Origin of the sequence: Pseudomonas moorei (assembly GCF_008801475.1) — a bacterium.
In the GTDB taxonomy this organism is placed as follows: Bacteria; Pseudomonadota; Gammaproteobacteria; order Pseudomonadales; family Pseudomonadaceae; genus Aquipseudomonas; species Aquipseudomonas moorei.
Genome location: NZ_VZPP01000002.1, coordinates 396,621 through 417,915, shown reverse-complemented (window position 1 = coordinate 417,915; position 21,295 = coordinate 396,621). Strand labels below are relative to the sequence as shown.

Below are 21,295 nucleotides of genomic sequence, written 5' to 3'. Positions count from 1 at the left end.
GGCCTTGTCCGGCGGCTTTTGTTCCTGGGACGGGTGGTCGTACTTTTGACTGTTTTTTGATCTGTAGCTGTTTGGTCCGGGCATTTGCTTGTGTATGCTCCGTCCACGTTTCGGGCCTGTGCTCGTCATTTATAAGAACAAGAATATTGCCTATGACCTTCAGCTCCGACCTGTCGGGCCCCTCCGCGGAGCCCCGGGTTATCCGTAAACAATACGCCATGGAAATGGCGGTCGAACGCACGCGTCTGCTATATCAGGGCTCTTTGCTGCCCACACTGTTCATGTTGATCAATGGTCTGGTCTGCGCCGGGTTGCTCTGGAGTCCGCAGCGATATTTCCTGGTCAGCGTCTGGCTGGTGTGGTTGCTGTCCCTGGTGGCGTTGCGGGTGATCCAGGTCGCCGCCTTCGATTCGGCGATTCCCAACCGCCAGGCCAATCCGATCTGGCGGCGCATGTTTTTGCTGGGCTCCGGTCTCACCGGCCTGACCCTTGCCGGCGCTGGCATTGCGCTGGTTCCCGCCGATAATTTCATTCAGCAAGCCTGGGTTTTCGGGCTGATCGGCGCCGCGGCGCTCTCGGCCAGTGTCGCCTACGCGGTCAGCCTGCCGGCGTTCCTGTCGTTCACCTTGCCCTGTTTGTTGCCGGCCATCGCCTATCTGTTCTGGGGCGGCGATGAACAGGCACATGGCTGGGGCTGGTTCGGCCTGATTTTGCTGGGCGCGCTGAGTGTGGTGACCTGGCAGGTCAACGGCCTGATCAATCGGGAGTTATTGCGACGTTTCCAGAATCAAGCGTTGATCGAGCATTTGCAGCAAGCGCAAAACTGCAGCGACCAGCTCAATCAAAAACTGGCCAGGGAAATTGAGCAGCGCCGTCGTGCCGAAGACGAACTGCGCGAAATTCAGGCCGGCCTTGAAAGCCGTGTTGCACAACGCAGCCTGGAGCTGGACGCCGCCAATCAGGCACTGAGCAAGAGTGAGGCGCGACTGGCGCTGGCATTGAAGGCCAGTGAATTGGGGCTGTGGGACTGGAACCTGCAAACCGATGAGGTCCATCACACCCAGATTCAGGAGCTGTTCGGACTGGAGCCGGAATACGTGACGGCCATGCTGCGTCATCTCAAGCCACGCCTGCATCCCGACGATCTTCCTGCACTGAGAAGGGCGTTGGTCGAACATTTGAAGGGGCGCACCGAGGATTACCTGATCGAATATCGCGTGCGTCATGCCGACGGCCACTGGGTGTGGATCGAAGACCGCGGGCGAGCTGTAGAGCGCGCCGAAAACGGCCGAGTGATTCGCATGGTCGGCACCCGTCGTGACATCAGCGCCAGCAAGGCTCTCGAAGAACAACAGCAACTGGCGGCGACCGTATTCGAGGCGGCCAGCGAAGGTATCGTGATTTTTGACCCGAACTACGCCCTGATCGCGATCAATCAGGCCTTCAGCCGCGTGACTGGCTATGAAATCGACGACATGCTCGGGCGCAACGTCGTCGAGTTGCCCTGCAGTCGTGATGCGCGCCGACACTACGGCGCGATTCATCAGGCGCTGGAGCAATACGGCAGCTGGCAGGGCGAACTGGTGGAAACCCGCAAGAACGGGGAGATGTACCCGCAATGGCTGCAATTGAATACTGTGCGCGATATTCGGGGAAAGGTAAGTCATATTGTCGGCTTCTTCTCCGATCTTTCGGCGCGGCGAGAATCCGAAGAGCGCATGCGCTATTTGACCCACTACGACGAACTGACGGGCCTGGCCAACCGGGCGATGTTCCGCGAACGGCTCAGCGAAGCGCATCAGCGGGTGCGCCAGGGCGGCTACCGCAGCCTGGCGCTGCTGCACATCAATCTGGATCGCTTCAAACAGCTCAACGATAGCCTCGGTCATGAAGTCGCCGACCAGTTGCTGCAGAAAATGGCTCGGCGTCTGGTCAACGCACTGCCCGAGGCGGACACCATCGCGCGTTTGTCGGGCGACGAGTTCGCTGTGTTGTTCAATTCCTACGGCAACCTATCGAGCCTGGCGCGGGTGGCGACGCGTTTGTCGACCAAGTTGCGTTTGCCGCTGACCATCGATGGTCATGAACTGGTGGTCAGCTCATCCATGGGCATCAGTCTGTTGCCGGACAACGCCCGGGAAATTTCCGCGTTGGTCAGCCAGTCGAACATGGCCATGCAGCATGCCAAGCATTTGGGCGGCAATAATTTCCAGTTCTATACCGACAGTCTGCAAGCCAGCACGCTGGAGCGCCTGCAACTGGAAAACCAGCTGCGCAAAGCGATCGAAGAGAAGCAACTGATGGTGTTCTACCAGCCGAAGTTGTGTCTCGCCACGGGCAAGCTGAACGCTGCCGAAGCTTTGGTGCGCTGGGACCATCCCACCATGGGCCGCGTGCCGCCGGGGGACTTCATCGGCCTGGCTGAGGAAACCGGGCTGATCGGCCCAATCGGCGAGTTCGTGTTGCGTCAGGCCTGCTGGCAAGCCTGTGAGTGGCAGCGACAGGGGCTCGAGCCGATTCGGGTGTCGGTCAATCTGTCGGTGCATCAACTGCGTCAGGGCAAGCTGGTCAGCCTGGTTCGTCAGGTGCTGGAAGAAACCGGTCTTGCACCGCATTACCTGGAGCTGGAGCTCACCGAAAGCCAGTTGCTGGACAGCGTCGAGCACATCATCGCGACGTTCCAGCAGTTACGTGATTTGGGCGTCAAGCTGGCGATCGATGATTTTGGCACCGGCTATTCGTCACTGAGCTATCTCAAACGCATCCCGGTGGATTACGTGAAAATCGATCAGGCGTTCATTCGCGGCCTGGGGGAGGGCACCGAGGATGCGGCGATCACCCGAGCGATCATCGCCATGGCTCACGGTTTGTCGTTGAAGGTAGTGGCGGAAGGGGTCGAGCGTCAGGAGCAGCTTGAATTCCTCAAGCAAGAACACTGCGACGAGGTGCAAGGGTATCTGATCAGTCGGCCAATCGAGGCACAGGGCCTGGCGGTTATGCTGCGGGACCAATGCATTGACTGAATAGGGATTTTCCCGTCGGATGGGTTTGAATGCCGACGGGAAATCAGGAAGTTGGTGTGTTCTTAGTGGGTTATCAGAACTTTATCGATATGATGAATTAATTTGCCATCGTGGAAAATACTTACGCCAGTGACATAGGAGTCGCCAGGCACTTTATATTCGACATGTTTGTCGGTCTCGACTTGCAAAGAAATTTGATTGGACGTTTCAAGTTTCAAATTCAGGCGAAGGTCGAAGGATTTGTCCTGTATCGGACTTAGTTCAAGCTTCGGTGTGATGCCCGTGTGGGCAACGGTTACAGTGCCGTAGGTGCGGAAAGAGTTGGCGCCAGGCATGCGATCGATTTGTGCGGTCCAGTCTTTGGTTTTAATGCTCATGATAAATAATCCCTTTGGTTAGTTGTTATTGTTTCCTGCGGAATTAATATATCTAGCCGAGTTTGGTTGTGGCTAATAAATATAAGTTGTAATTGTAAGGTTGTGTTTGTTGGTTCTATTGTTCGGGCAAATCAGAGTGAGAAATCAATTAACTGTCTGAAGGTCGCCATAAACGCCTGGAAGGGGGGGGAGGGGCCGCTTCAGGCATCAGGCAGTACTGCTACATGAAGCGCGGGCACCTGAAATCGAGGGATCCGGTTACTCATTGAGCAGGCAAAAAGCCGATTCATGTAGTATAACTACAAGCGTGCTACATCCCCGGCGCCAGCCCATAACAAAGAGTCCAGCCCTTTGAATCTGCTGCAACACATCGCCCAGTCTCGCCACCTGTTACGCAAGTCGGAGCTCAAGGTCGCCGACCACGTGCTGCTTGATCCTGCGGCCGTGATGCACAGTTCCATGGCCGACCTGGCCCACAGCGTCGGCATCAGCGAACCGACCATCGTGCGTTTTTGCCGCGCCATCGGTTGTTCGGGATTTCAGGACCTGAAGCTGAAGCTGGCCCAGAGCCTGGCGGCAGGTGCGAGCTTCGGGCAATTCGCGATCCACGAAGACGATTCGGTCGCTGATTACAGCCTGAAGATCTTCGACACCACCTTGCACACCTTGATGGAGGTTCGCGAGAAGCTCGATCCCCTGGAGCTTCAGCGAGCCGTGACGCTGATGTCACAGGCTCAGCGCGTGGAATTCTACGGTTTCGGTGCTTCGGGTGCCGTCGCGGCAGATGCCCAGCACAAGTTCTTCCGTTTGCTGCTCACTGCAGCGGCCTATTCCGACCCGCACATGCAGGCGATGTCGGCGGTGACCCTGAAACCGACCGACGTGGCGATCTGTATTTCCCAGTCCGGACGTTCCAAGGATCTGCTGATCACCGCCAACTTGGTGCGTGAAAGCGGTGCGTCATTGATCACGCTTTGCCCAAGTCAGACACCGTTGGCCGAACTGTCGACCGTCAACCTGGCCATCGATGTGCACGAGGACACCGAGATCTACACGCCGCTCACCTCGCGTATCGCTCACCTGGTGGTGATCGACGTGCTGGCGATGGGTGTGGCCATGGCCCGTGGTCCGAGCCTGGTCAATCACCTCAAGAGCGTCAAACGCAGTCTTCGCAGCTTGCGCTTGTCACCCAAGTCGGTGAAAGCGCTGGACGATTGAATTCAAGGTTGGCGCGGACTTTGTTGCGAGGGAGCTTGCTCCCGCTGGGGCGCCTAGCGGCCCCAAAGAATGGGCCTGCTGCGCAGTCCGGCGGGAGCAAGCTCCCTCGCCACAGGTGCAGCAGCGACCAACAAGCTTTCATCAGTCTGTAACTTCACAGCCGCCAAACCGTCATCCCTCGCGCCTATCTTGAAACTCCCGTACTCGCCTTGGGAGACTCGAAATGGCCCTGCCTTACGAAGAACGCAACAGCGCTGTCAAAACCCGTCGCCAGCAAGAAGATCAGCGCCGCATGGAATTTCGCCGCGCCATTGAAGATCGCTGCGAACGCCGTCAGCTTCTGGCCGAGATCGGTGATTTTCCTGAAGATCTGGAACTCAACTTTTGGCAGGCCGCATCGCCAGTTTCCCGTCGAAACGCTCAACCAGCGCGCTGATCTGCACGCGTTCGCTGCGAATGAACGCAAGGAATGCGTGAGCTACCGGTGACAGCCGTTTAGCCTTGGCCTGCACCAGGCACCAGCTGCGATAGAGCGGCAGCTCGTCGACCGGCAACTCGATCAATCCGCCGGTCGCCAGTTCAAGGTTCAGGGCGTGACGCGTCAAGAGCGCCACGCCCAGACCCGCCAGCACGCATTCACGCTGGGCTTCGGCTGACGAGACTTCCTGTGTCTGGTTGAAGTGCACGCGCTTCTCTTTGAAATACTCTTCACAAGCCAGTCGCGTCCCCGAGCCGGATTCGCGCATCAGCAGTGTGTAGGGCTCAAGATCCTGCAATCGCAGCGGCCCCATGTGGCACAGCGGATGATCCGGCGGCGCCACGGCGACGATGGGGTTGTTAAGGAACGGCAAGAATTCAAGGCCCATGTCCTGCGGCACCATCGACATGATCACCAGGTCATCGCGGTTGTCCGACAGGCGTCTGATCACCTGTCCGCGGTTGACCACCGTCAGTTGCAGGTTCACTTCCGGGTGCTGGCGCTTGAATGCGGCAAACAGGTGCGGTACGAAATATTTGGCGCTGGATTCCACCGCCAGCTTGAGTTGGCCCTGCAACGAACCCTGCATGTCCGAGAGCTGCATATCGAGGTTTTCCAGGCGCCCGAAAATGTCCCGGCTGGCGCGTTGAAGGGCTTCAGCCGCTTCCGTCATGTAGAGTTTCTTGCCGACGTAGTCGAACAACGGTTGACCAATCAGCTCCTCAAGTTGCCGAATCTGTAGGCTGACGGCCGGTTGTGTGAGCGACATTTCGTCGGCTGCGCGGCTGTAGGACCTCAGATCACAGACTTCATTGAAAATCTGCAATTGACGCAATGTCATACGCATCAATGACTTACGCATTTTTAGGGTCGCTCTCGTCGCAGGCTGATGTTTCAACTATAAGTCTTTACTTATGCATGACCCAATAATTATTCATTTTTGTTAATTCCTTGTGAGCGCTAGTGTGGGGCCGCGACCAAATTGAAACATTTGGTCACGCGTCGACCTGGTCTAGCAGGTCGTGGGTACCACCGGCTCAAGGGAACCTCCAAGTGATAAAAAAGATCCTGATCGCCAACCGTGGTGAGATTGCCGTACGAATCGTGCGTGCTTGCGCCGAAATGGGCATTCGCTCGGTCGCGATCTATTCCGACGCCGACCGCCATGCCTTGCATGTGAAGCGTGCCGACGAAGCCCACAGCATTGGTGCCGAGCCGCTGGCCGGTTACCTCAACCCGCGCAAGCTGGTGAACCTGGCTGTGGAAACCGGTTGCGATGCGCTGCACCCCGGCTACGGATTCCTTTCGGAAAACGCTGAACTGGCAGACATCTGCGCCGAACGCGGGATCAAATTCATTGGTCCATCGGCTGAAGTCATTCGCCGCATGGGCGACAAGACCGAAGCCCGCCGCAGCATGATCAAGGCTGGCGTGCCAGTCACTCCTGGCACCGAAGGCAACGTGTCGGGCATCGAAGAGGCCCTGACCGAAGGCGATCGCATCGGTTACCCGGTGATGCTCAAGGCCACGTCCGGTGGTGGCGGTCGCGGCATTCGTCGTTGCAACAGCCGCGAAGAACTCGAACAAGCTTTCCCGCGCGTCATTTCCGAAGCCACCAAGGCCTTCGGTTCTGCGGAAGTGTTTCTGGAAAAGTGCATCGTCAATCCGAAGCACATCGAAGCGCAGATCCTCGGCGACAGCTTTGGCAACGTGGTTCACCTGTTCGAGCGTGATTGCTCGATCCAGCGTCGTAACCAAAAGCTGATCGAGATCGCCCCGAGCCCGCAACTGACCCCCGAACAACGCGCCTACATCGGCGACTTGTCGGTGCGTGCAGCCAAGGCCGTGGGTTACGAGAACGCCGGTACCGTGGAGTTCCTGCTCGCCGAGGGCGAGGTGTACTTCATGGAAATGAACACCCGGGTGCAGGTGGAACACACCATCACCGAAGAAATCACTGGCATCGACATTGTTCGCGAGCAGATCCGCATCGCCTCCGGACTGCCGCTTTCGGTGAAGCAGGAAGATATCCAGCACCGTGGTTTCGCCCTGCAGTTCCGGATCAACGCCGAAGACCCGAAGAACAATTTCCTGCCGAGCTTCGGCAAGATCACTCGCTACTACGCTCCCGGCGGCCCGGGCGTGCGGACCGACACGGCGATCTACACCGGTTACACCATTCCGCCGTTCTACGATTCCATGTGCCTGAAACTGGTGGTGTGGGCGTTGACCTGGGAAGAAGCGATGGACCGTGGCTTGCGCGCCCTCGACGACATGCGTCTGCAAGGGGTCAAGACCACCGCCGCGTACTACCAGGAAATCCTGCGTAACCCGGAATTCCGTAGCGGCCAGTTCAACACCAGCTTCGTTGAAAGCCATCCTGAACTGACCAACTACTCGATCAAGCGCAAACCCGAAGAGCTGGCCCTGGCCATCGCCGCCGCCATCGCCGCCCACGCAGGCCTGTGAGGAATAGAACAATGAGCAAGAAAATACACGTTACCGACACGATCCTGCGCGACGCTCACCAATCGCTGCTCGCCACCCGCATGCGCACCGAAGACATGCTGCCGATCTGCGACAAGCTCGACAAAGTCGGCTACTGGTCGCTGGAATGCTGGGGTGGCGCGACTTTCGACGCCTGCGTGCGCTTCCTGAAAGAAGACCCGTGGGAGCGTCTGCGTCAACTGCGCGCCGCGTTGCCTAACACCCGTCTGCAAATGCTTCTGCGCGGCCAGAACCTGTTGGGCTACCGTCACTACAGCGACGACGTGGTCAAGGCGTTCGTGGCCAAGGCTGCTGTCAATGGCATCGACGTGTTCCGCATCTTCGACGCCATGAACGACGTGCGTAACCTGCGCGTGGCCATCGAAGCGGTGAAGGCTGCCGGCAAACACGCCCAGGGCACCATCGCCTACACCACCAGCCCGGTGCACACCATCGACGCGTTCGTGGCGCAAGCCAAGCAGATGGAAGCCATGGGTTGCGACTCGGTGGCGATCAAGGACATGGCTGGCCTGCTGACGCCGTACGCTACCGGCGAATTGGTCAAGGCATTGAAATCCGAGCAGTCGCTGCCAGTGTTCATCCACTCGCACGACACCGCGGGCCTGGCCGCGATGTGCCAACTCAAGGCAATCGAAAACGGCGCCGACCACATCGACACCGCGATCTCCAGCTTCGCCTCTGGCACCAGCCACCCGGGTACCGAGTCGATGGTTGCCGCCCTGAAAGGCACCGAGTTCGACACCGGCCTGAATCTGGAACTGCTGCAAGAGATTGGTCTGTACTTCTACGCCGTGCGCAAGAAATACCACCAGTTCGAAAGCGAATTCACCGCCGTCGACACGCGCGTTCAAGTCAACCAGGTTCCGGGCGGGATGATTTCCAACCTGGCCAACCAGTTGAAAGAGCAGGGCGCCCTGAACCGTATGGGCGAAGTGCTGGCCGAAATCCCTCGCGTTCGTGAAGACCTCGGCTTCCCGCCGCTGGTGACCCCGACTTCGCAGATCGTCGGCACCCAGGCGTTCTTCAACGTGCTCGCCGGTGAGCGTTACAAGACCATCACCAACGAAGTGAAGCTCTACCTGCAAGGTGGCTACGGCAAGGCGCCGGGCACCGTGAACGAGCAACTGCGTCGTCAGGCCATCGGCAGCGAAGAGGTGATCGACGTTCGTCCGGCCGACCTGCTCAAACCGGAAATGGCCAAGCTGCGTGCCGACATCGGTGCCCTGGCCAAGTCTGAAGAGGACGTGCTGACCTTCGCCATGTTCCCGGACATTGGCCGCAAGTTCCTCGAAGAACGCGCCGCGGGCACCCTGACGCCGGAAGTGCTGTTGCCGATCCCGGAAGCCGGCCGCGTGGCCTCGGCGGGTGGCGAAGGCGTGCCGACCGAGTTCGTCATCGACGTACACGGCGAAACCTACCGCGTCGACATCACCGGCGTTGGCGTGAAGGCCGAAGGCAAGCGCCACTTCTACCTGTCCATCGACGGCATGCCGGAAGAAGTGGTGTTCGAGCCACTGAACGAATTCGTCAGCGGTGGCAGCAGCAAGCGCAAGCAAGCCACTGCGCCAGGCCATGTCAGCACCACCATGCCGGGCAACATCGTCGACGTATTGGTCAAGGAAGACGACACCGTCAAGGCTGGCCAGGCTGTGCTGATCACCGAAGCGATGAAAATGGAAACCGAAGTGCAGGCCGCCATCGCCGGCAAGGTCACTGCCATCCATGTGGCCAAAGGTGACCGGGTGAATCCGGGCGAGATCCTGATCGAGATCGAAGGCTGATTTAACAGCCTCGATATAACGCTTTAAACCTCGGGGGGGCATGTGCTCCCCTTTTTTTTCGGCGTAAAACGCTTGCCCAATGTGAGAGCGAGCTTGCTCGCGATAGCGTGGTGTCAGTCAACACGTGTGTTGAAGGTTACTCCGCCATCGCGAGCAAGCCCGCTTGTATTGGTTCGAAGTCCCGTTGGGCTCTTATTCCCGACATTGCGCCAATGTCTTTAACTGCCCCGATTCCGTCTGGTTCTCATCGCTCAACCAGCGCTCAAATCCCGCTCCAATCGCCGGCCATTCCGAATCGAGGATCGAGTACCACGCTGTGTCACGGTTCTGTCCCTTGACCACCATGTGCTGGCGAAACACGCCTTCAAAACTGAACCCCAGGCGCTCGGCTGCGTATTTGGAGCGGGCGTTGGCGTTATTGCATTTCCATTCCAGACGCCGGTAACCCAGGGCGAACGACTCCTTGGCCAACAGGTAAACCGCCTCGGTACTCTTTGGCGAGCGTTGCATCGGCGCGCCGAAGGTTACATGGCCGATTTCGATGCGACCCTGGGCCGGCACGATCGACATCAGGCTGAGAATGCCTTGAACCTTGCCTGTGACCTTGTCGATCACGCTGAAGAAGTACGGGTCGCTGTTGGCCGCGTGGTTGTTCAACCAGTCGTTGAACGCGCTGCGCTCGGGGAAGGGGCCGTAAGGCAAGTAGTCCCAGAGCTTGAGATCGGCACCCAGGCCTTGCAGGGCTTCGAACAGGTCGTCGCCGTGGCGCGCAGGGTCGAGTTTTTCCAGGCGGATGAAACGCCCTTCGATGAGTTGGACCGAGGGTGCCGGGACGCCTTTCCAGTCCGCGAGTGAAGTCGACATGCTGTTCTCCTTGAACCTTATATGGCTTTGCGAAACTGGATGAAACCGGGGCGTTCGGCGATGCGCTCATAGAGCTGGATCGCGGTGGCGTTGGTTTCGTGGGTCAGCCAATGCACCTTGCAGCAACCGTCGGCCTTGGCTGTGGTGTAGACGAATTCAATCAACTGGCGGCCCACGCCCGTGCCACGGGTTTCTGGCACTACCAGCAAATCTTGCAGGTAGCAGGAGTTTTCGATGCTCCAGTTCGAACGATGGTAGATGAAGTGAACCATACCCACGGCTTTGCCATCGGCCCAGGCGAGGGCTGCATGGGTCGGTTCGCCTGGATCAAGCAGGCGCTGCCAGGTGCTGTCGCTGACCGCCTCGGGCAATTCGGTGTTGTAGAAATTCAGGTAGGCCTGCCACAACGGCAACCACGCGGCGTGATCACCGGCGGTGACTTGGCGAATCTCGATTTGACTCATGGTGATTTCCTTAGCGCATCAATTGGGCGAGGGCCTGGTCGTTGACTTCCGGGCTGGCGGCCAGGCCTTCACGCACGCCAGCGATGTCGGCGGCGCTGCGGTTCTGGCTGAGCTTGCGCTTGCCCTCCAGGCGGTCAATGGGAATGGCGAAACCGACGATGGCCTTGAGCATGCCGTCGATGTAATCGGCGGGGGCATCGGCCACTGACCACGGTTGAGTGCGACCAGCTTCATGACGGTCGGTGAGGGTGCTGACGATGTCCAGCAGCCGCCCGCCATCGCTGAAGGTTTCGGCTCGGCCATAGGCGTGTACGGCGACGTAGTTCCAGGTTGGCACGACTTTGCCGTGTTCGGCCTTGCTCGGGTAGAAGCCGGGGCTGACGTAGGCGTCGGCACCGGCAAAAATCAGCAGGGCTTCGGCACCGTCGCGCAGGTCTTTCCACTGTGGGTTGGCTTTGGCCAGATGCCCGTACAGCGTGCCGTTCGAGCCTTGTTCGCAATGCAACAGCACCGGCACATGACTGGCTTGCAGGCCGCTCTCGCCCTGGGTAACCAATATGGCGAGACGGGTGGCGAGGATCAGTTCGTGCAGTTGGGACAACTCGTCGATGGCAAAAGCGCGTGGCGTGTACATGGAGATATTTTCCTTGGCGAATGCCTGCATCCTAGGCAGGCTATTGGTCTGTTGTAAGAGCCATTAATGACCAATTTCATAGGTCCATTGCCATGACGGACGCGCCGCTTTCCTTGTCGTTCAACCCCGCCGGTATCGAACTCGACCGTCGCCAGGGGCTGAGCCGCCAGCTCTATCAGGCTTTGCGCCTTCGCGTCCTCGACGGACGATTGGCCAGCGGTACGCGACTGCCGGCCAGTCGTGATCTGGCCGCGGCGTTGGCGATTTCCCGTAACAGCGTGGTGCGTGCCTACGATCAGCTCTATGCCGAAGGATTTATCGAAGGGCGGGTTGGCGACGGGACCTATGTGGCGCAATTGCCGCAAAGTGCATTACCGGTAAAAAAACTATCCACAAAAGTATCCACAGGGTTTTCAACAGGCTTACCCACAGCTTTATCCACAAATCGGGTGGATTTACCTGTGATTTCATCCAGCAAAGTTATCCACAGTGGCGCGTTGGGGCGTGTTGAAAAGAACCATTTAGCGATGCCGCCCAGTGGTCCGCCACGGGCTTTTCGAGTCGGCGTTCCGGCGTTCGATCTGTTTCCTTTCGAGGTCTGGGCCAAGCTGAATGCGGCTTTCTGGCGTAAACCCGATTTGCAGCAGCTGTGTTACGGCGACCCGGCAGGCGATGCCCGATTACGCGGGTTGATCGCAGCCTACTTGCGCAGTTCGCGAGGCATGCAGTGCACCGCTGAGCAAATAGTGATCACCAGTGGTGCGCAGCAGGGGATCAGCCTTTGTGCACAGTTGCTGGTGGAACCGGGCGACGGGGTGGCGATTGAGAATCCTGGATATCGCGCGGCGGGTCATGCATTCGCCGTCGCCGGTGCGCGGTTGCACGGGGTCGCCGTGGATAGCGAGGGCATCGACTGCAGCGAGCTGGCCAGACTCAGTGATTGCCGGCTGACCTACGTCACACCTTCGCATCAGTACCCGACAGGGGTGGTCATGAGTCTGGCGCGTCGTCTGGAGTTGCTGGCCTGGGCCGAGCGCACGCAAGGCTGGATCGTCGAGGATGATTACGATGGTGAGTACCGCTACAGCGGCGCCCCGCTGGCACCCCTGGCGGCATTGGATAGGCAAGGCCGGGTGCTTTACGTCGGCACGTTCGGCAAGGTGGCGTTTCCCGCCTTGCGCCTGGGTTACCTGGTGTTGCCTGCGGGTCTGGTGCAAGCCTTTGCCCAGCGTCGTGCGGTGGATGTGCGTCATTCGGAAGTCAGTACCCAGGCGGTGATGGCCGAGTTCATGGCGGCGGGACACTTCCAGCGACATATCCGCCGCATGCGTCGCGCGGCGCTGAGTCGGCGCAATACCCTGCTGGGTGGTTGGCCGCCGGACATGCCCGGCGTCGGCCCGTTACCCACGGTCGCCGCCGGGCTGCACATGACCGTGCCGGTCGATAGCGTGGCGCGAGAGCAGGAGCTGATCGAATTGGCACGGGGTGTCGATGTCGAGATCAATGGCTTGAGCAGTTATTGGCTGCCGGACTCCAGCACCCCGATCGATCAACGCGCCGGGCTGGTGCTGGGCTTTGCCGCAGTGCCTGAGCAAGCGATCGGGGCGGCGCTGGAGCGATTACGCTCGGTGTGGCGTGTTCGCTGAGCTGGCTGTTCAGTCATCGCCAATCTCCTTCTTGACGTTCAAGGCTTTTGAAAAGAACAGTGAACCGGCCAGTTGCGGGCTGATTTCGCTTCTATAGACCGCAATCACCTGGCTGCTGGAGGCCGAACTCAGGTCGAATGCCCCGGCCATCAGTCGTTGATCACGCCGTTTCAGGTGGGCAGCGGTAAACGCTTCGGTGGGCGTGTTGGGGGCGGCATAGTGGAAGTGGGCGTACCACAGGGGTTGCCCGGTGCCTCGCTCGCGAATCTCGTATTCCTGCAGGTAATCCTTGCGCGGGCCTTTGAGTCGACGCCGTTCACCATTAGGCACGATATCGATTTCATTTTTGTTCGATAACCATTCGACGCGCGCGGCCGTGGGCGGCTGTTGCTTGATCATGTCGACCCGAATCCGGTAGCCCTCGGCGTAGAGTCGATCGCGTGCTGCGCGCAGTTGTGTAGCCAGCGTTGTCGAGGAGGCCGTTGTATTCGAACCGGTCGGGGTCTGTTCCAGTGCCTTGGCGCCTTTATCGAGTTGCTCGGCTTTCTGTTGGAACAACTCCTCGATTTCCACCGGAATACGGCCAGGTTTTTTTGCGCTCGTTTCAGTTTGCCGGATGAAGCTTTCCACGCTGTCGAGCAGCGTCTGACCTTGAGCGATTTGCGTCTCCAGGTCTGGTACCTGCGCCGACGGGCGTTGACGTCTGGGCTTTACTCGCTCGACCCAGACGCCCGGTGTTTTTTCGTGAAAGGTGGCGATCACCTTGCCGGTCATGGGCGCTTTGACGTCGAGCAGTATCGGTTGGCCTGATGTCGAGGGACGTACTTCGCCCACCACCGTGCCCTTGAAGCGAGTCTTGATCACCTGTTTGCGCGATGCAGGTTCGGGCCTTGAGGGGCCGGGCCGCGGCTCCAGTGGCCGCTGCTCTCGCAGCAACTGCGCCAGAAAGGCTTCGGTGTCCCGCTGGAAATCGCTGATCCGTGTGCGCAGGTGCATGAACGGTTGATCAAGCACGGCGTCCTTGTGGCTGAGGGCGAAATCTTCGAATGACTGATCAATGGCGGAAAATTGTTCGAGCATCCCGTTGAGGCCTTCGATGCGTTCCGCTGCAAGCCAGGCGCCTCCTTCCAGCATCAACTCCTGCGATGTCTGGATAACCAGGTTGGCGGTGTCGAGCAGGCGTGCGAATTCGCTGTAGGCTTGCTTCAGCGCAACAGTGTTTCCCTCCTTCAGGCAGGCGTCGCGGGCCAGCGAGACCTGAAGCGCCTTGAGATCGTTAAGGCTGAAAGCCGGTAATTTTGCCCGGTAGGTGTTGGCTACTTCGGCAGCACTTCTGCCGAGTCGGCTCAGCGCCTGGAACTGCGATTGTGCAAACTCGATTTTTCCGATCATGCCCTCAGTCAGGTCGACCATTTTCCGGTAGGTGGCGCGGTCGCCGGCACCACCAGACATTTCTTCAGCGTCCAGCAGCGCCAGGGTTTCCCTCAGGGTTTGAGCGAAAGTTGCATTGCGTTGGTCGAGCCAGGTCTGGTTGAAGAACAATTGGGTGCCGAGCATCTCGATCATGACGGCCCGGTAGTTGGGCACTGTTTCCAGCAGGTTCAGCGATTTCAACTGTTCGATGGGGACTGCGTATTCCTGGGTGCGTCGTTCAAGCTTCTCCAGGAATTGCGTTTGTGCGGTCAGCAGAGCCTCGTCGCCGACCGAATTTTTCATGGCGTTGTGGGCGTCCGTCAGCTCTGTACGTGCCCGCTCGCGTTCGTTGTCAAACTCGACCAATTGCTTTTTGAGCTCGGCGATGCGCTCGCGGTTTTGCTGTTTCATTGCCTTGCGCCGGCTCGACAGACCACCGCCCCGCAGGCGCAGGCGTGTGTCGACAAACCACTCGCCGCGTTTATTGCTGATCAGTGCCGGGCCGCTGCGTGTGGGCTGCTGACGAGAGTCGATGATCGACACTTCGCCGGTGTCCTCGACGGCGACCTCAAACCAGCGCTCGCCTACTGGTGCGTAACAGGCGTTTCCCTTTCGATAGAGATGGCGATACAGATCGTTGCCACCGTCGGGCGCTGTCAGCGGTTCGGGTGGCGTGATGTTGTAGCGATCCAGTGTTTTGGTCAGGTCCAGGACAACATCGGTCGTCACTGACGGGCGATGTAGCACAGGAAGATGCTCGCTGGCGATGTCGGGCAATTGCACGACGCTCACAGTTTGCAGGGCCGGTTTTTCCGGGGGCTCGCCCGCTGTTGCAATCGGCTTTTCCTGGATCCTGCGCACGGGCGGATTACGGGTACTGGCGTGATGGACAAGCACCATGGACAGGGTCAGCAGCAGATCGGTCATGGCTGAGTTGCGCTGCTGTTGATCGCCATTGTCGGCAGCGTCGAGCGTTTGCTGCACGTCATCCAGCACTTGCCAGATCCACGCGGTCGTCCCGATGGTTTGGCCGAGAAAGGGCAGTGCGGCATTGAGCAGCGCCCAGGCGACGCGCTTGAAAGTCGCCCAGCGATATTGCGCATTGGACAGCGATTGCCGTTGCGCCAATTCAACCAGCGCATTGACGTTGGATTTATACAAGGTGGCCAGGTAGTCGCCGCTGAGGACGCGCTGGCCAAGGGCGATGGGGCCGCTCATTTGCAGGGAGGTCAGCGGGTCGGCCAGCAGTTGCGAAATGCTCCAGACCGAAGGCCGGTCGCCGGTGAACGCATAGTTGGCGTAGTTGGCGCGGGCGTCATCCGGCAGCCAGGCGAGTACGGATTGGCGCAATGTCGGCGAGTGTTTGATGGTGTAGACCAGGTTGGCCGGTGTCGGATACTGGCTCAGCGAGTGCTCAAGCATGGGCCGGTAAAGCAGGCATGGCCCCTTGTCCATCTGCCGGGGCCCGATCACGAACATGTTGGTCACTTCATCGCTGGCCCCCCCGATGCGCCAGCCAGGCGTGAAGGCCAGTGGGCGAATCACGATCTCCTGGCCATCCACCCAGCGATTGGCGTCGAGCACTTGGACCACTGCGGCGACATAGCGATAACCCGTCTCATCGATGCCGTTCTGTTTGCGAATCTTCAACTGCAAGGCCAGTAGCGGCAATTCGACGCGCAAATGGCTGGTGAACAGGTTCTGCCGTCGCAGGCTTTCAACGGGATCGCCGAGCAGCTCGCTTTTGATCAGCGCCGGGTAGTTCTGGCCGATGTCGACGCGAGCGATCAGTTCCTCCAGGTAACTCACCGTCATCCATTTCGGCAGCGCGGCGGCGCGGGTGCTGCGCACGGATTTGTTGCCCTGCGGCAGGGCAATCAGGTTTTGCAGTGCCAGGTCGACCAGGCTCAGGGTCGTGCGCTCGGGCTCTACCATTGGCACAAAGCTGCCCCAGACCACCACGCTGTCGACCGTGATCTCGATGTCCGCCAGGTTCAGTCCTGTCGCATCGGCATGATCTTTGAGCATGCCCTCGCGCAGTTGATCCAGCGCAAACTCGCGGATCGGTTTGATCCCGTCCTGAAAGGACTTCCCGGCGTTCTGATTGCGCACCGTCACCAGATCCATGAGATGACGACTGTAAGCGGTGAGGTCGCTGGAAGACGCATCGGCCGTCCAGTCTGGCAGCGATTGCTCGACCCGATTGAAACGCGAGGAAGACTGCTTGTCCGTCGGGTCGAGCTCGCTGGTAGCGCGGGTGATGTGGGGCGCAACGTCCGGGTGGCTCGCTGCAGGTTCGTTGGCCAACGCACCGATTGCGTCGGCTTGCAGGGCTATCAGATTGCACGCCAGGCGGTCGAAGTAATTGCCCTGGGGTTCGATCAGGCGCCAATGCAGAACGTTGCCCTGAACTTGCCCATTGGCGTCCGTCAACAACGACGCGCCCAGTTCCTGCAGGGAGTCGAACGCCTGGAAACCGCGGGTGATGGTGTGAGTAATGACCAGGGTTCGAGTGCCCAGTGTTCCGACCAGTACCGCCATGTCGAGGATGTTGACGTGGGTCGAGTCAGCACCGCTCATGGCGTCCAGGTCGATCAGACAGGCGCGTGACTGATAGGGGTCATGGGAATGGCGAACGCTTTTGTCCGGGTAGGTGAACAGTTTGCCGGCCATGGCGTGTTGATCGGTGTCCCAGTCCGGGTTTGCCTCGATGCTCCACAGATCGCGCAAGGACTTGGACAGTTCCTGCCAGCGGGAAGTCGATGCGCGAGTGAACTGATTCCAGTAATCGACCTGCTGTTCCTGAAACGCGACAAACAGCAGCGGTGCCAGCTCATTGAGCAGACGTCCGATGGCGTCGATGCTGACCGGCAGTTGTGCCGGTGTCTGTTTCAGGGGGTGCAGCGTCAGGTAGTGCTCGCCGTCGAGGTAGACCACAGGCGTTCCCGCTACGCCATGGCGCACCAGTGCGTCTGTCAGCGATTCGAAGTGCCGTGGTCCGGGTTCGACGCGCTGTTCCTGGAGAGTCCAGGTGGGCGTGACCACCATGGCTAGCCGAGGGTCGATTTGCAGGTTCGGGTACAGCGTTTTCAAGGCAGGTTGTAGCGCACGGGTGGCGACTTCCCTGATCGAGGGGCCGGTGACCAATTGAGTGAGCAGGGCAACCTGGTCGGTGGAAAGGCCAGGTAAAACGGAAGGGCTGGTAGTGTCGGGCATGGTCACATCCTTTGTGGAGGGGCGCGCAGGTATGGCAAAACGTTCGGCGCGCGATCCGTTGCAAGGTAGTGACGGGCAGGCAGGTGAAGGCGGTAAATAAATATCACGGGCAAAAAAAGACCTGCGCGTGCGCAGGTCTCGGTCAGAGGCTAAAGCGATACGTGTCAGGTGCCTGACTTGATTTTGGTCCAGGCCCGGGTCCGCGCACGTTCGGCATCCCGTGGCAACGGTTGCAGGGTATAGAGCGTGCCCATCGCCGTTTCAGTCGGGTACAGGTTCGGGTTGTTGCGGATCGCCGGGTCGACCATCTCCGTGGCGTCCTTGTTCGGGTTCGGGTAACCGACGAAGTCGCTGACCGGTGCAATGACCTGGGGTTGCAGCAGGTAGTTGATGAAGGTGTAGGCGTCTTCCGGGTTCTTCGCGCCCTTTGGAATGGCGAGCATGTCGAACCAGATCGGCGCGCCTTCTTTTGGCAGGCGCATGTCGACGACGACACCGTTCTTGGCTTCCTTGGCGCGGTTGGCGGCCTGGGAGAAACTGCCGGAATAACCGACGGCGACGCAGATGTCACCGTTGGCGATATCGGCCATGTACTTGGACGAGTGGAAATAGGTGATGTACGGGCGGATTTTCATCAGCAGCGCTTCAGCCTTGTCGTAGTCCGCAGGCTTCTTGCTGTTGGGGTCCAGGCCAAGGTGTTGCAGGGCCAGCGGCAGGATCTCCGACGGCGAGTCGAGCAGGGCGACGCCGCACTGCTTGAGCTTGCTGATGTTCTCTTCCTTGAAGATCAGGTCCCAGCTGTCGACCGGCGCGTCATCGCCCAGTACTGCCTTGACCTTGGCCGGGTTGAAGCCGATCAGGATGGTGCCGTACATGTAGGGCACCGCGAACTTGTTGCCCGGGTCATTGGCTTCGATCAGCTTCATCAGCTTGGGATCGAGATGGTTCCAGTTCGGCAGTTTGCTGCGGTCAAGCGGCTGGAAAACTCCGGCCTCGATCTGCTTGGCGAGAAACACGTTGGACGGGACCACCACGTCGTAACCGGAGTTGCCGGTCAGCAGCTTGGCTTCGAGGGCTTCGTTGGTATCGAAGATGTCATAGACCAGTTTGGTCTGGGTGTTCTGCGCCTTGAAATCTTCCAAGGCTTTGGGGGTGATGTAATCGAACCAGTTGTAGACGCGCAACGTTCGTTCTTCGGCGTGCACGGCACCGCTGAGCACCATGGCACTCAGGGCTGGCACGATAAAACGCTTGAGCCTTTTCATTGTTTTAATTCCTCATTGAGCGCTTTCAAAACCTTCAAGGACGTTCACCGCGTTGATGCCGATTTCCTCGACCGCGTAACCACCCTCCATCACGAACAGCGTCGGTTTGCCGAGGCCGGCGATGCGCTTGCCCATGGCCAGGTAATCCGGGCTGTCGAGCTTGAATTGCGAGATCGGATCGTCCTTGAAGGTGTCGACCCCCAGTGACACAACGATGATGTCCGCGCCGTAGCTTTCGATCTCTTTGCAGGCCTGTTCCAGGGCGGCGCTCCAGGTGTCCCAGCCGCTGCCGGCGGGCAACGGGTAGTTGAAGTTGAAACCCTCACCCGCGCCTTCGCCGTGTTCATCTTCATAGCCGAGGAAGAACGGGAATTCGGCTTCCGGATGGCCATGGATCGAGGTGAACAGCACGTCGCTGCGTTCGTAGAAAATCGACTGGGTACCGTTGCCGTGGTGGTAGTCCACGTCGAGGATGGCGACTTTTTTGTGGCCCTGATCGATGAAGGCCTGGGCGGCGATGGCAGCGTTGTTGAGGTAGCAGTAACCGCCCATCAAGTCGCCTGCGGCGTGGTGTCCTGGTGGACGGCACAAGGCAAAGGCACTGCGTGCACCAGCCTGGATTTCCGCCTGGGCGGTCAATGCCACTTGCGCTGCGCTGTACGCGGCTTGCCAGGTACCGGCAGTGATCGGTGCACCGCCGTCGAAGCTGTAATAACCGAGCTGGCCGTGCAGGCTGGCCGGTTTGATTTGGCGCAGGGTACGGGCCGGCCAGGTGTAGGGCAGCAGGTCACCGTCGGTGTTGAACTCGGTCCAGCGCGCCCAGGCGCCCTTGAAGAAATCGAGGTAGTCGCGGCTGTGCACGCGCTCGATGGGGCCGAGGCCGAAATCCTTGGGCGCCTCCACCGGGCCCAGGTTCTGGTTTTGCACGCGGGCCAGGACGTGGTCGGCTCGCGAAGGCATTTCGAAGCAAGGCTTGAGTTGCCCGTCTATTAATTCACAACGGCCGTGGTGCAGATGGTGATCGTTCGAGTAGATCGTCAGCATTTCTTGTTCTCCGCAGGCTGATTCGGGTTGAACACAGTCTTGCGGGGCGCACGATTTTGGAGAATGGCAGGAAAGGCCAAAAGGGGATCTATATGGCCAAAAAATCTGACCGAAATTCGCCCCTTTTTAATGCGCCAAGCCCTGGCATGGCGCGTGGAATGCAGACTCTGTGGGAGCGGGCTCGCCCGCGAAGGCGGCATTACAGCCGCTGTGGATGTGCCGGATGCACTGGCCTCTTCGCTGGCAATCGCCTACGAGGGCCGGTGCTGCGGGCGGAACTGGCTCGGCGCTACACCACTCCAGCGCACGAAGGCATGGCGAAAGCTGGCGGTCTCGCTGAAACCCAGGGCCTCGGCGATCTGATAGATCGGCAACTGATCCTCGCACAGCATTTGCTTGGCTTGCTCGAAGCGCAATTCATCGAGCAATTCCTGATAGCTGCAGCCCAGGTCCTTGAGGTGCCGACGCAAGGTTCGCGCCGAACAATTCATTTGCTCGGCCAGTCCCTCCAGCCCAGGCGCGGCATTCAGTTGCGCGCTGAGCAGTTGCCGAATTCGTCCCAGCCACGCCTGGCGCCCGGTGAACTCGACGTTCTGTTTGCGGCAGCGTTCGGCCATGGCTTGATGGGTTATCACGTCGGCCAATGGCAGGGGCTGGTCGAGCCAGCGCCTGTCGAAGGCGAAGGCGTTGTCCCGTGCCCCGAAATGCAGCGGGCAGTTGAAGTGTTCGGCGTAGGTCGCTTCGTAGTCGGGTGCGGCGTGTTCGAAGCGAGCAGCGAGCAGTGGCAGCGGATGACCGAGCAGGTCGTCGCAGATGACCTTGAGCGAAACCAGGCAGAACTCGGCGTTGAACACCGCCATCGCCGGGCTCTCGCGATAATCGGCCGCGACGAACCAGACACGCTCGCCATCCTCCTCCAGGCTCAATTCGAAAAGTGTTCCCAGCAGCGCCGGATATCGCATCGCCAGACGCAAAGCGTCACCGAAGGTGGCACTGGTGAGCAGTGCATAGCCGAGTATGCCGTAGCAGGACACGTGCATCCGCCGACCTAGTTCCAGGCCGATGTCACGCTTGAGTGCGACTGCGTTGGCGCAGACTTGCATCTCTTGATTGGTGGTGATGCGCGTGTCGGCACGGTTCAGATCCGCGGCACTGATGCCGCTGCCGGCCAATAGCGCCTCACTGGACAAGCCTTCGGCCTTGAAGGTGTTGAGGATCAGCGAGACGGCGTTGAGGGTCGTGAGGTGGGAGTGGAGCATGGCGACTTCCAGTCTTGGGTTGCTGGAATGGGAGCAAGTTGTGTGCCGGGACCGGACTAATGGGGTTTCGGCACGCCCAGTGAAGCCGGCGGTTACAGACGCCAT

The 21,295-nt window shown here is 59.5% G+C and carries 15 protein-coding genes; 6 read left to right on the top strand and 9 right to left on the bottom strand.

The window, feature by feature from the left end; genetic code table 11:
• The first annotated feature begins 152 nt into the window (after positions 1-152).
• Positions 153-3,023, top strand: a complete 2,871-nt coding sequence (locus tag F7R06_RS04870) for a GGDEF domain-containing phosphodiesterase (protein WP_090326781.1) — start codon at positions 153-155, stop codon at positions 3,021-3,023.
• Between the two features lie 62 nt (positions 3,024-3,085).
• Here F7R06_RS04870 and F7R06_RS04865 read toward each other — a convergent pair whose 3' ends face one another.
• Positions 3,086-3,400, bottom strand: a complete 315-nt coding sequence (locus F7R06_RS04865; protein WP_090326778.1) for a hypothetical protein — start codon at positions 3,398-3,400, stop codon at positions 3,086-3,088.
• Positions 3,401-3,751: 351 nt separating this feature from the next.
• Here F7R06_RS04865 and hexR point away from each other — a divergent pair, with 351 nt between their 5' ends.
• Positions 3,752-4,618, top strand: a complete 867-nt coding sequence (gene hexR / locus F7R06_RS04860) for a transcriptional regulator HexR (RefSeq protein WP_007954250.1) — start codon at positions 3,752-3,754, stop codon at positions 4,616-4,618.
• Between the two features lie 223 nt (positions 4,619-4,841).
• On the top strand, positions 4,842-5,054 hold the full coding sequence (locus F7R06_RS04855) for a PA3496 family putative envelope integrity protein (RefSeq protein WP_090326776.1): 213 nt from the start codon (positions 4,842-4,844) through the stop codon (positions 5,052-5,054).
• Here F7R06_RS04855 and F7R06_RS04850 read toward each other — a convergent pair.
• Entirely contained in the window at positions 4,996-5,958 is a 963-nt protein-coding gene (locus tag F7R06_RS04850; RefSeq protein WP_090326773.1) for a LysR family transcriptional regulator, read from the bottom strand. The genes F7R06_RS04855 and F7R06_RS04850 overlap by 59 nt on opposite strands.
• A 191-nt stretch (positions 5,959-6,149) precedes the next feature.
• Between F7R06_RS04850 and F7R06_RS04845 the strand changes: the two genes are divergently transcribed.
• Positions 6,150-7,565, top strand: coding sequence for an acetyl-CoA carboxylase biotin carboxylase subunit (locus tag F7R06_RS04845; RefSeq protein WP_007896523.1), 1,416 nt, complete (start codon positions 6,150-6,152; stop codon positions 7,563-7,565).
• An 11-nt stretch (positions 7,566-7,576) separates the two neighbouring features.
• Positions 7,577-9,385, top strand: coding sequence for a sodium-extruding oxaloacetate decarboxylase subunit alpha (gene oadA / locus F7R06_RS04840; protein ID WP_090326771.1), 1,809 nt, complete (start codon positions 7,577-7,579; stop codon positions 9,383-9,385).
• Positions 9,386-9,577: 192 nt separating this feature from the next.
• Here oadA and F7R06_RS04835 read toward each other — a convergent pair whose 3' ends face one another.
• Genes F7R06_RS04835 through F7R06_RS04825 form a run of 3 tightly spaced genes read right to left on the bottom strand, consistent with a single transcriptional unit; the run spans position 9,578 to position 11,347 of the window.
• Positions 9,578-10,249, bottom strand: a complete 672-nt coding sequence (locus F7R06_RS04835) for a GNAT family N-acetyltransferase (RefSeq protein WP_090326768.1) — start codon at positions 10,247-10,249, stop codon at positions 9,578-9,580.
• 17 nt (positions 10,250-10,266) lie between these two features.
• On the bottom strand, positions 10,267-10,713 hold the full coding sequence (locus F7R06_RS04830) for a GNAT family N-acetyltransferase (protein WP_090326765.1): 447 nt from the start codon (positions 10,711-10,713) through the stop codon (positions 10,267-10,269).
• Between the two features lie 10 nt (positions 10,714-10,723).
• Positions 10,724-11,347, bottom strand: a complete 624-nt coding sequence (locus F7R06_RS04825; protein ID WP_090326763.1) for an FMN-binding negative transcriptional regulator — start codon at positions 11,345-11,347, stop codon at positions 10,724-10,726.
• Positions 11,348-11,439: 92 nt separating this feature from the next.
• On the opposite strand from F7R06_RS04825, the gene pdxR reads away from it, so the two are divergent.
• Positions 11,440-12,993 carry a MocR-like pyridoxine biosynthesis transcription factor PdxR gene (gene pdxR, locus F7R06_RS04820; protein ID WP_090326761.1) on the top strand — a complete coding sequence of 518 codons (1,554 nt, stop codon included), beginning with the start codon at positions 11,440-11,442 and terminating at the stop codon, positions 12,991-12,993.
• A gap of 9 nt (positions 12,994-13,002) precedes the next feature.
• Here pdxR and F7R06_RS04815 read toward each other — a convergent pair whose 3' ends face one another.
• The 4 genes from F7R06_RS04815 to F7R06_RS04800 all read right to left on the bottom strand — a co-directional run bounded on the left by F7R06_RS04815 (position 13,003) and on the right by F7R06_RS04800 (position 21,190).
• The gene (locus F7R06_RS04815) at positions 13,003-17,622 is read right to left on the bottom strand and encodes a dermonecrotic toxin domain-containing protein (RefSeq protein WP_090326759.1); all 4,620 of its coding nucleotides are present in this window, start codon (positions 17,620-17,622) and stop codon (positions 13,003-13,005) included.
• Between the two features lie 164 nt (positions 17,623-17,786).
• Positions 17,787-18,887 (bottom strand): polyamine ABC transporter substrate-binding protein, encoded by a 1,101-nt coding sequence (locus F7R06_RS04810; RefSeq protein ID WP_090326756.1) that lies wholly within the window; start codon positions 18,885-18,887, stop codon positions 17,787-17,789.
• Between the two features lie 12 nt (positions 18,888-18,899).
• The gene (locus F7R06_RS04805) at positions 18,900-19,931 is read right to left on the bottom strand and encodes a histone deacetylase family protein (protein WP_090326754.1); all 1,032 of its coding nucleotides are present in this window, start codon (positions 19,929-19,931) and stop codon (positions 18,900-18,902) included.
• Positions 19,932-20,182: 251 nt separating this feature from the next.
• Positions 20,183-21,190, bottom strand: coding sequence for an AraC family transcriptional regulator (locus F7R06_RS04800; RefSeq protein WP_090326752.1), 1,008 nt, complete (start codon positions 21,188-21,190; stop codon positions 20,183-20,185).
• Positions 21,191-21,295: the final 105 nt, after the last annotated feature.

Coding starts and splice junctions, on each gene's coding strand:
- F7R06_RS04855 (WP_090326776.1), top strand. CDS start 4,842: ATGGCCCTGCCTTACGAAGAACGCAACAGCGCTGTCAAAACCCGTCGC.
- F7R06_RS04815 (WP_090326759.1), bottom strand. CDS start 17,622: ATGCCCGACACTACCAGCCCTTCCGTTTTACCTGGCCTTTCCACCGAC.
- F7R06_RS04850 (WP_090326773.1), bottom strand. CDS start 5,958: ATGCGTAAGTCATTGATGCGTATGACATTGCGTCAATTGCAGATTTTC.
- F7R06_RS04810 (WP_090326756.1), bottom strand. CDS start 18,887: ATGAAAAGGCTCAAGCGTTTTATCGTGCCAGCCCTGAGTGCCATGGTG.
- F7R06_RS04825 (WP_090326763.1), bottom strand. CDS start 11,347: ATGTACACGCCACGCGCTTTTGCCATCGACGAGTTGTCCCAACTGCAC.
- F7R06_RS04835 (WP_090326768.1), bottom strand. CDS start 10,249: ATGTCGACTTCACTCGCGGACTGGAAAGGCGTCCCGGCACCCTCGGTC.
- F7R06_RS04805 (WP_090326754.1), bottom strand. CDS start 19,931: ATGCTGACGATCTACTCGAACGATCACCATCTGCACCACGGCCGTTGT.
- F7R06_RS04865 (WP_090326778.1), bottom strand. CDS start 3,400: ATGAGCATTAAAACCAAAGACTGGACCGCACAAATCGATCGCATGCCT.
- F7R06_RS04830 (WP_090326765.1), bottom strand. CDS start 10,713: ATGAGTCAAATCGAGATTCGCCAAGTCACCGCCGGTGATCACGCCGCG.
- pdxR (WP_090326761.1), top strand. CDS start 11,440: ATGACGGACGCGCCGCTTTCCTTGTCGTTCAACCCCGCCGGTATCGAA.
- oadA (WP_090326771.1), top strand. CDS start 7,577: ATGAGCAAGAAAATACACGTTACCGACACGATCCTGCGCGACGCTCAC.
- F7R06_RS04870 (WP_090326781.1), top strand. CDS start 153: ATGACCTTCAGCTCCGACCTGTCGGGCCCCTCCGCGGAGCCCCGGGTT.
- F7R06_RS04800 (WP_090326752.1), bottom strand. CDS start 21,190: ATGCTCCACTCCCACCTCACGACCCTCAACGCCGTCTCGCTGATCCTC.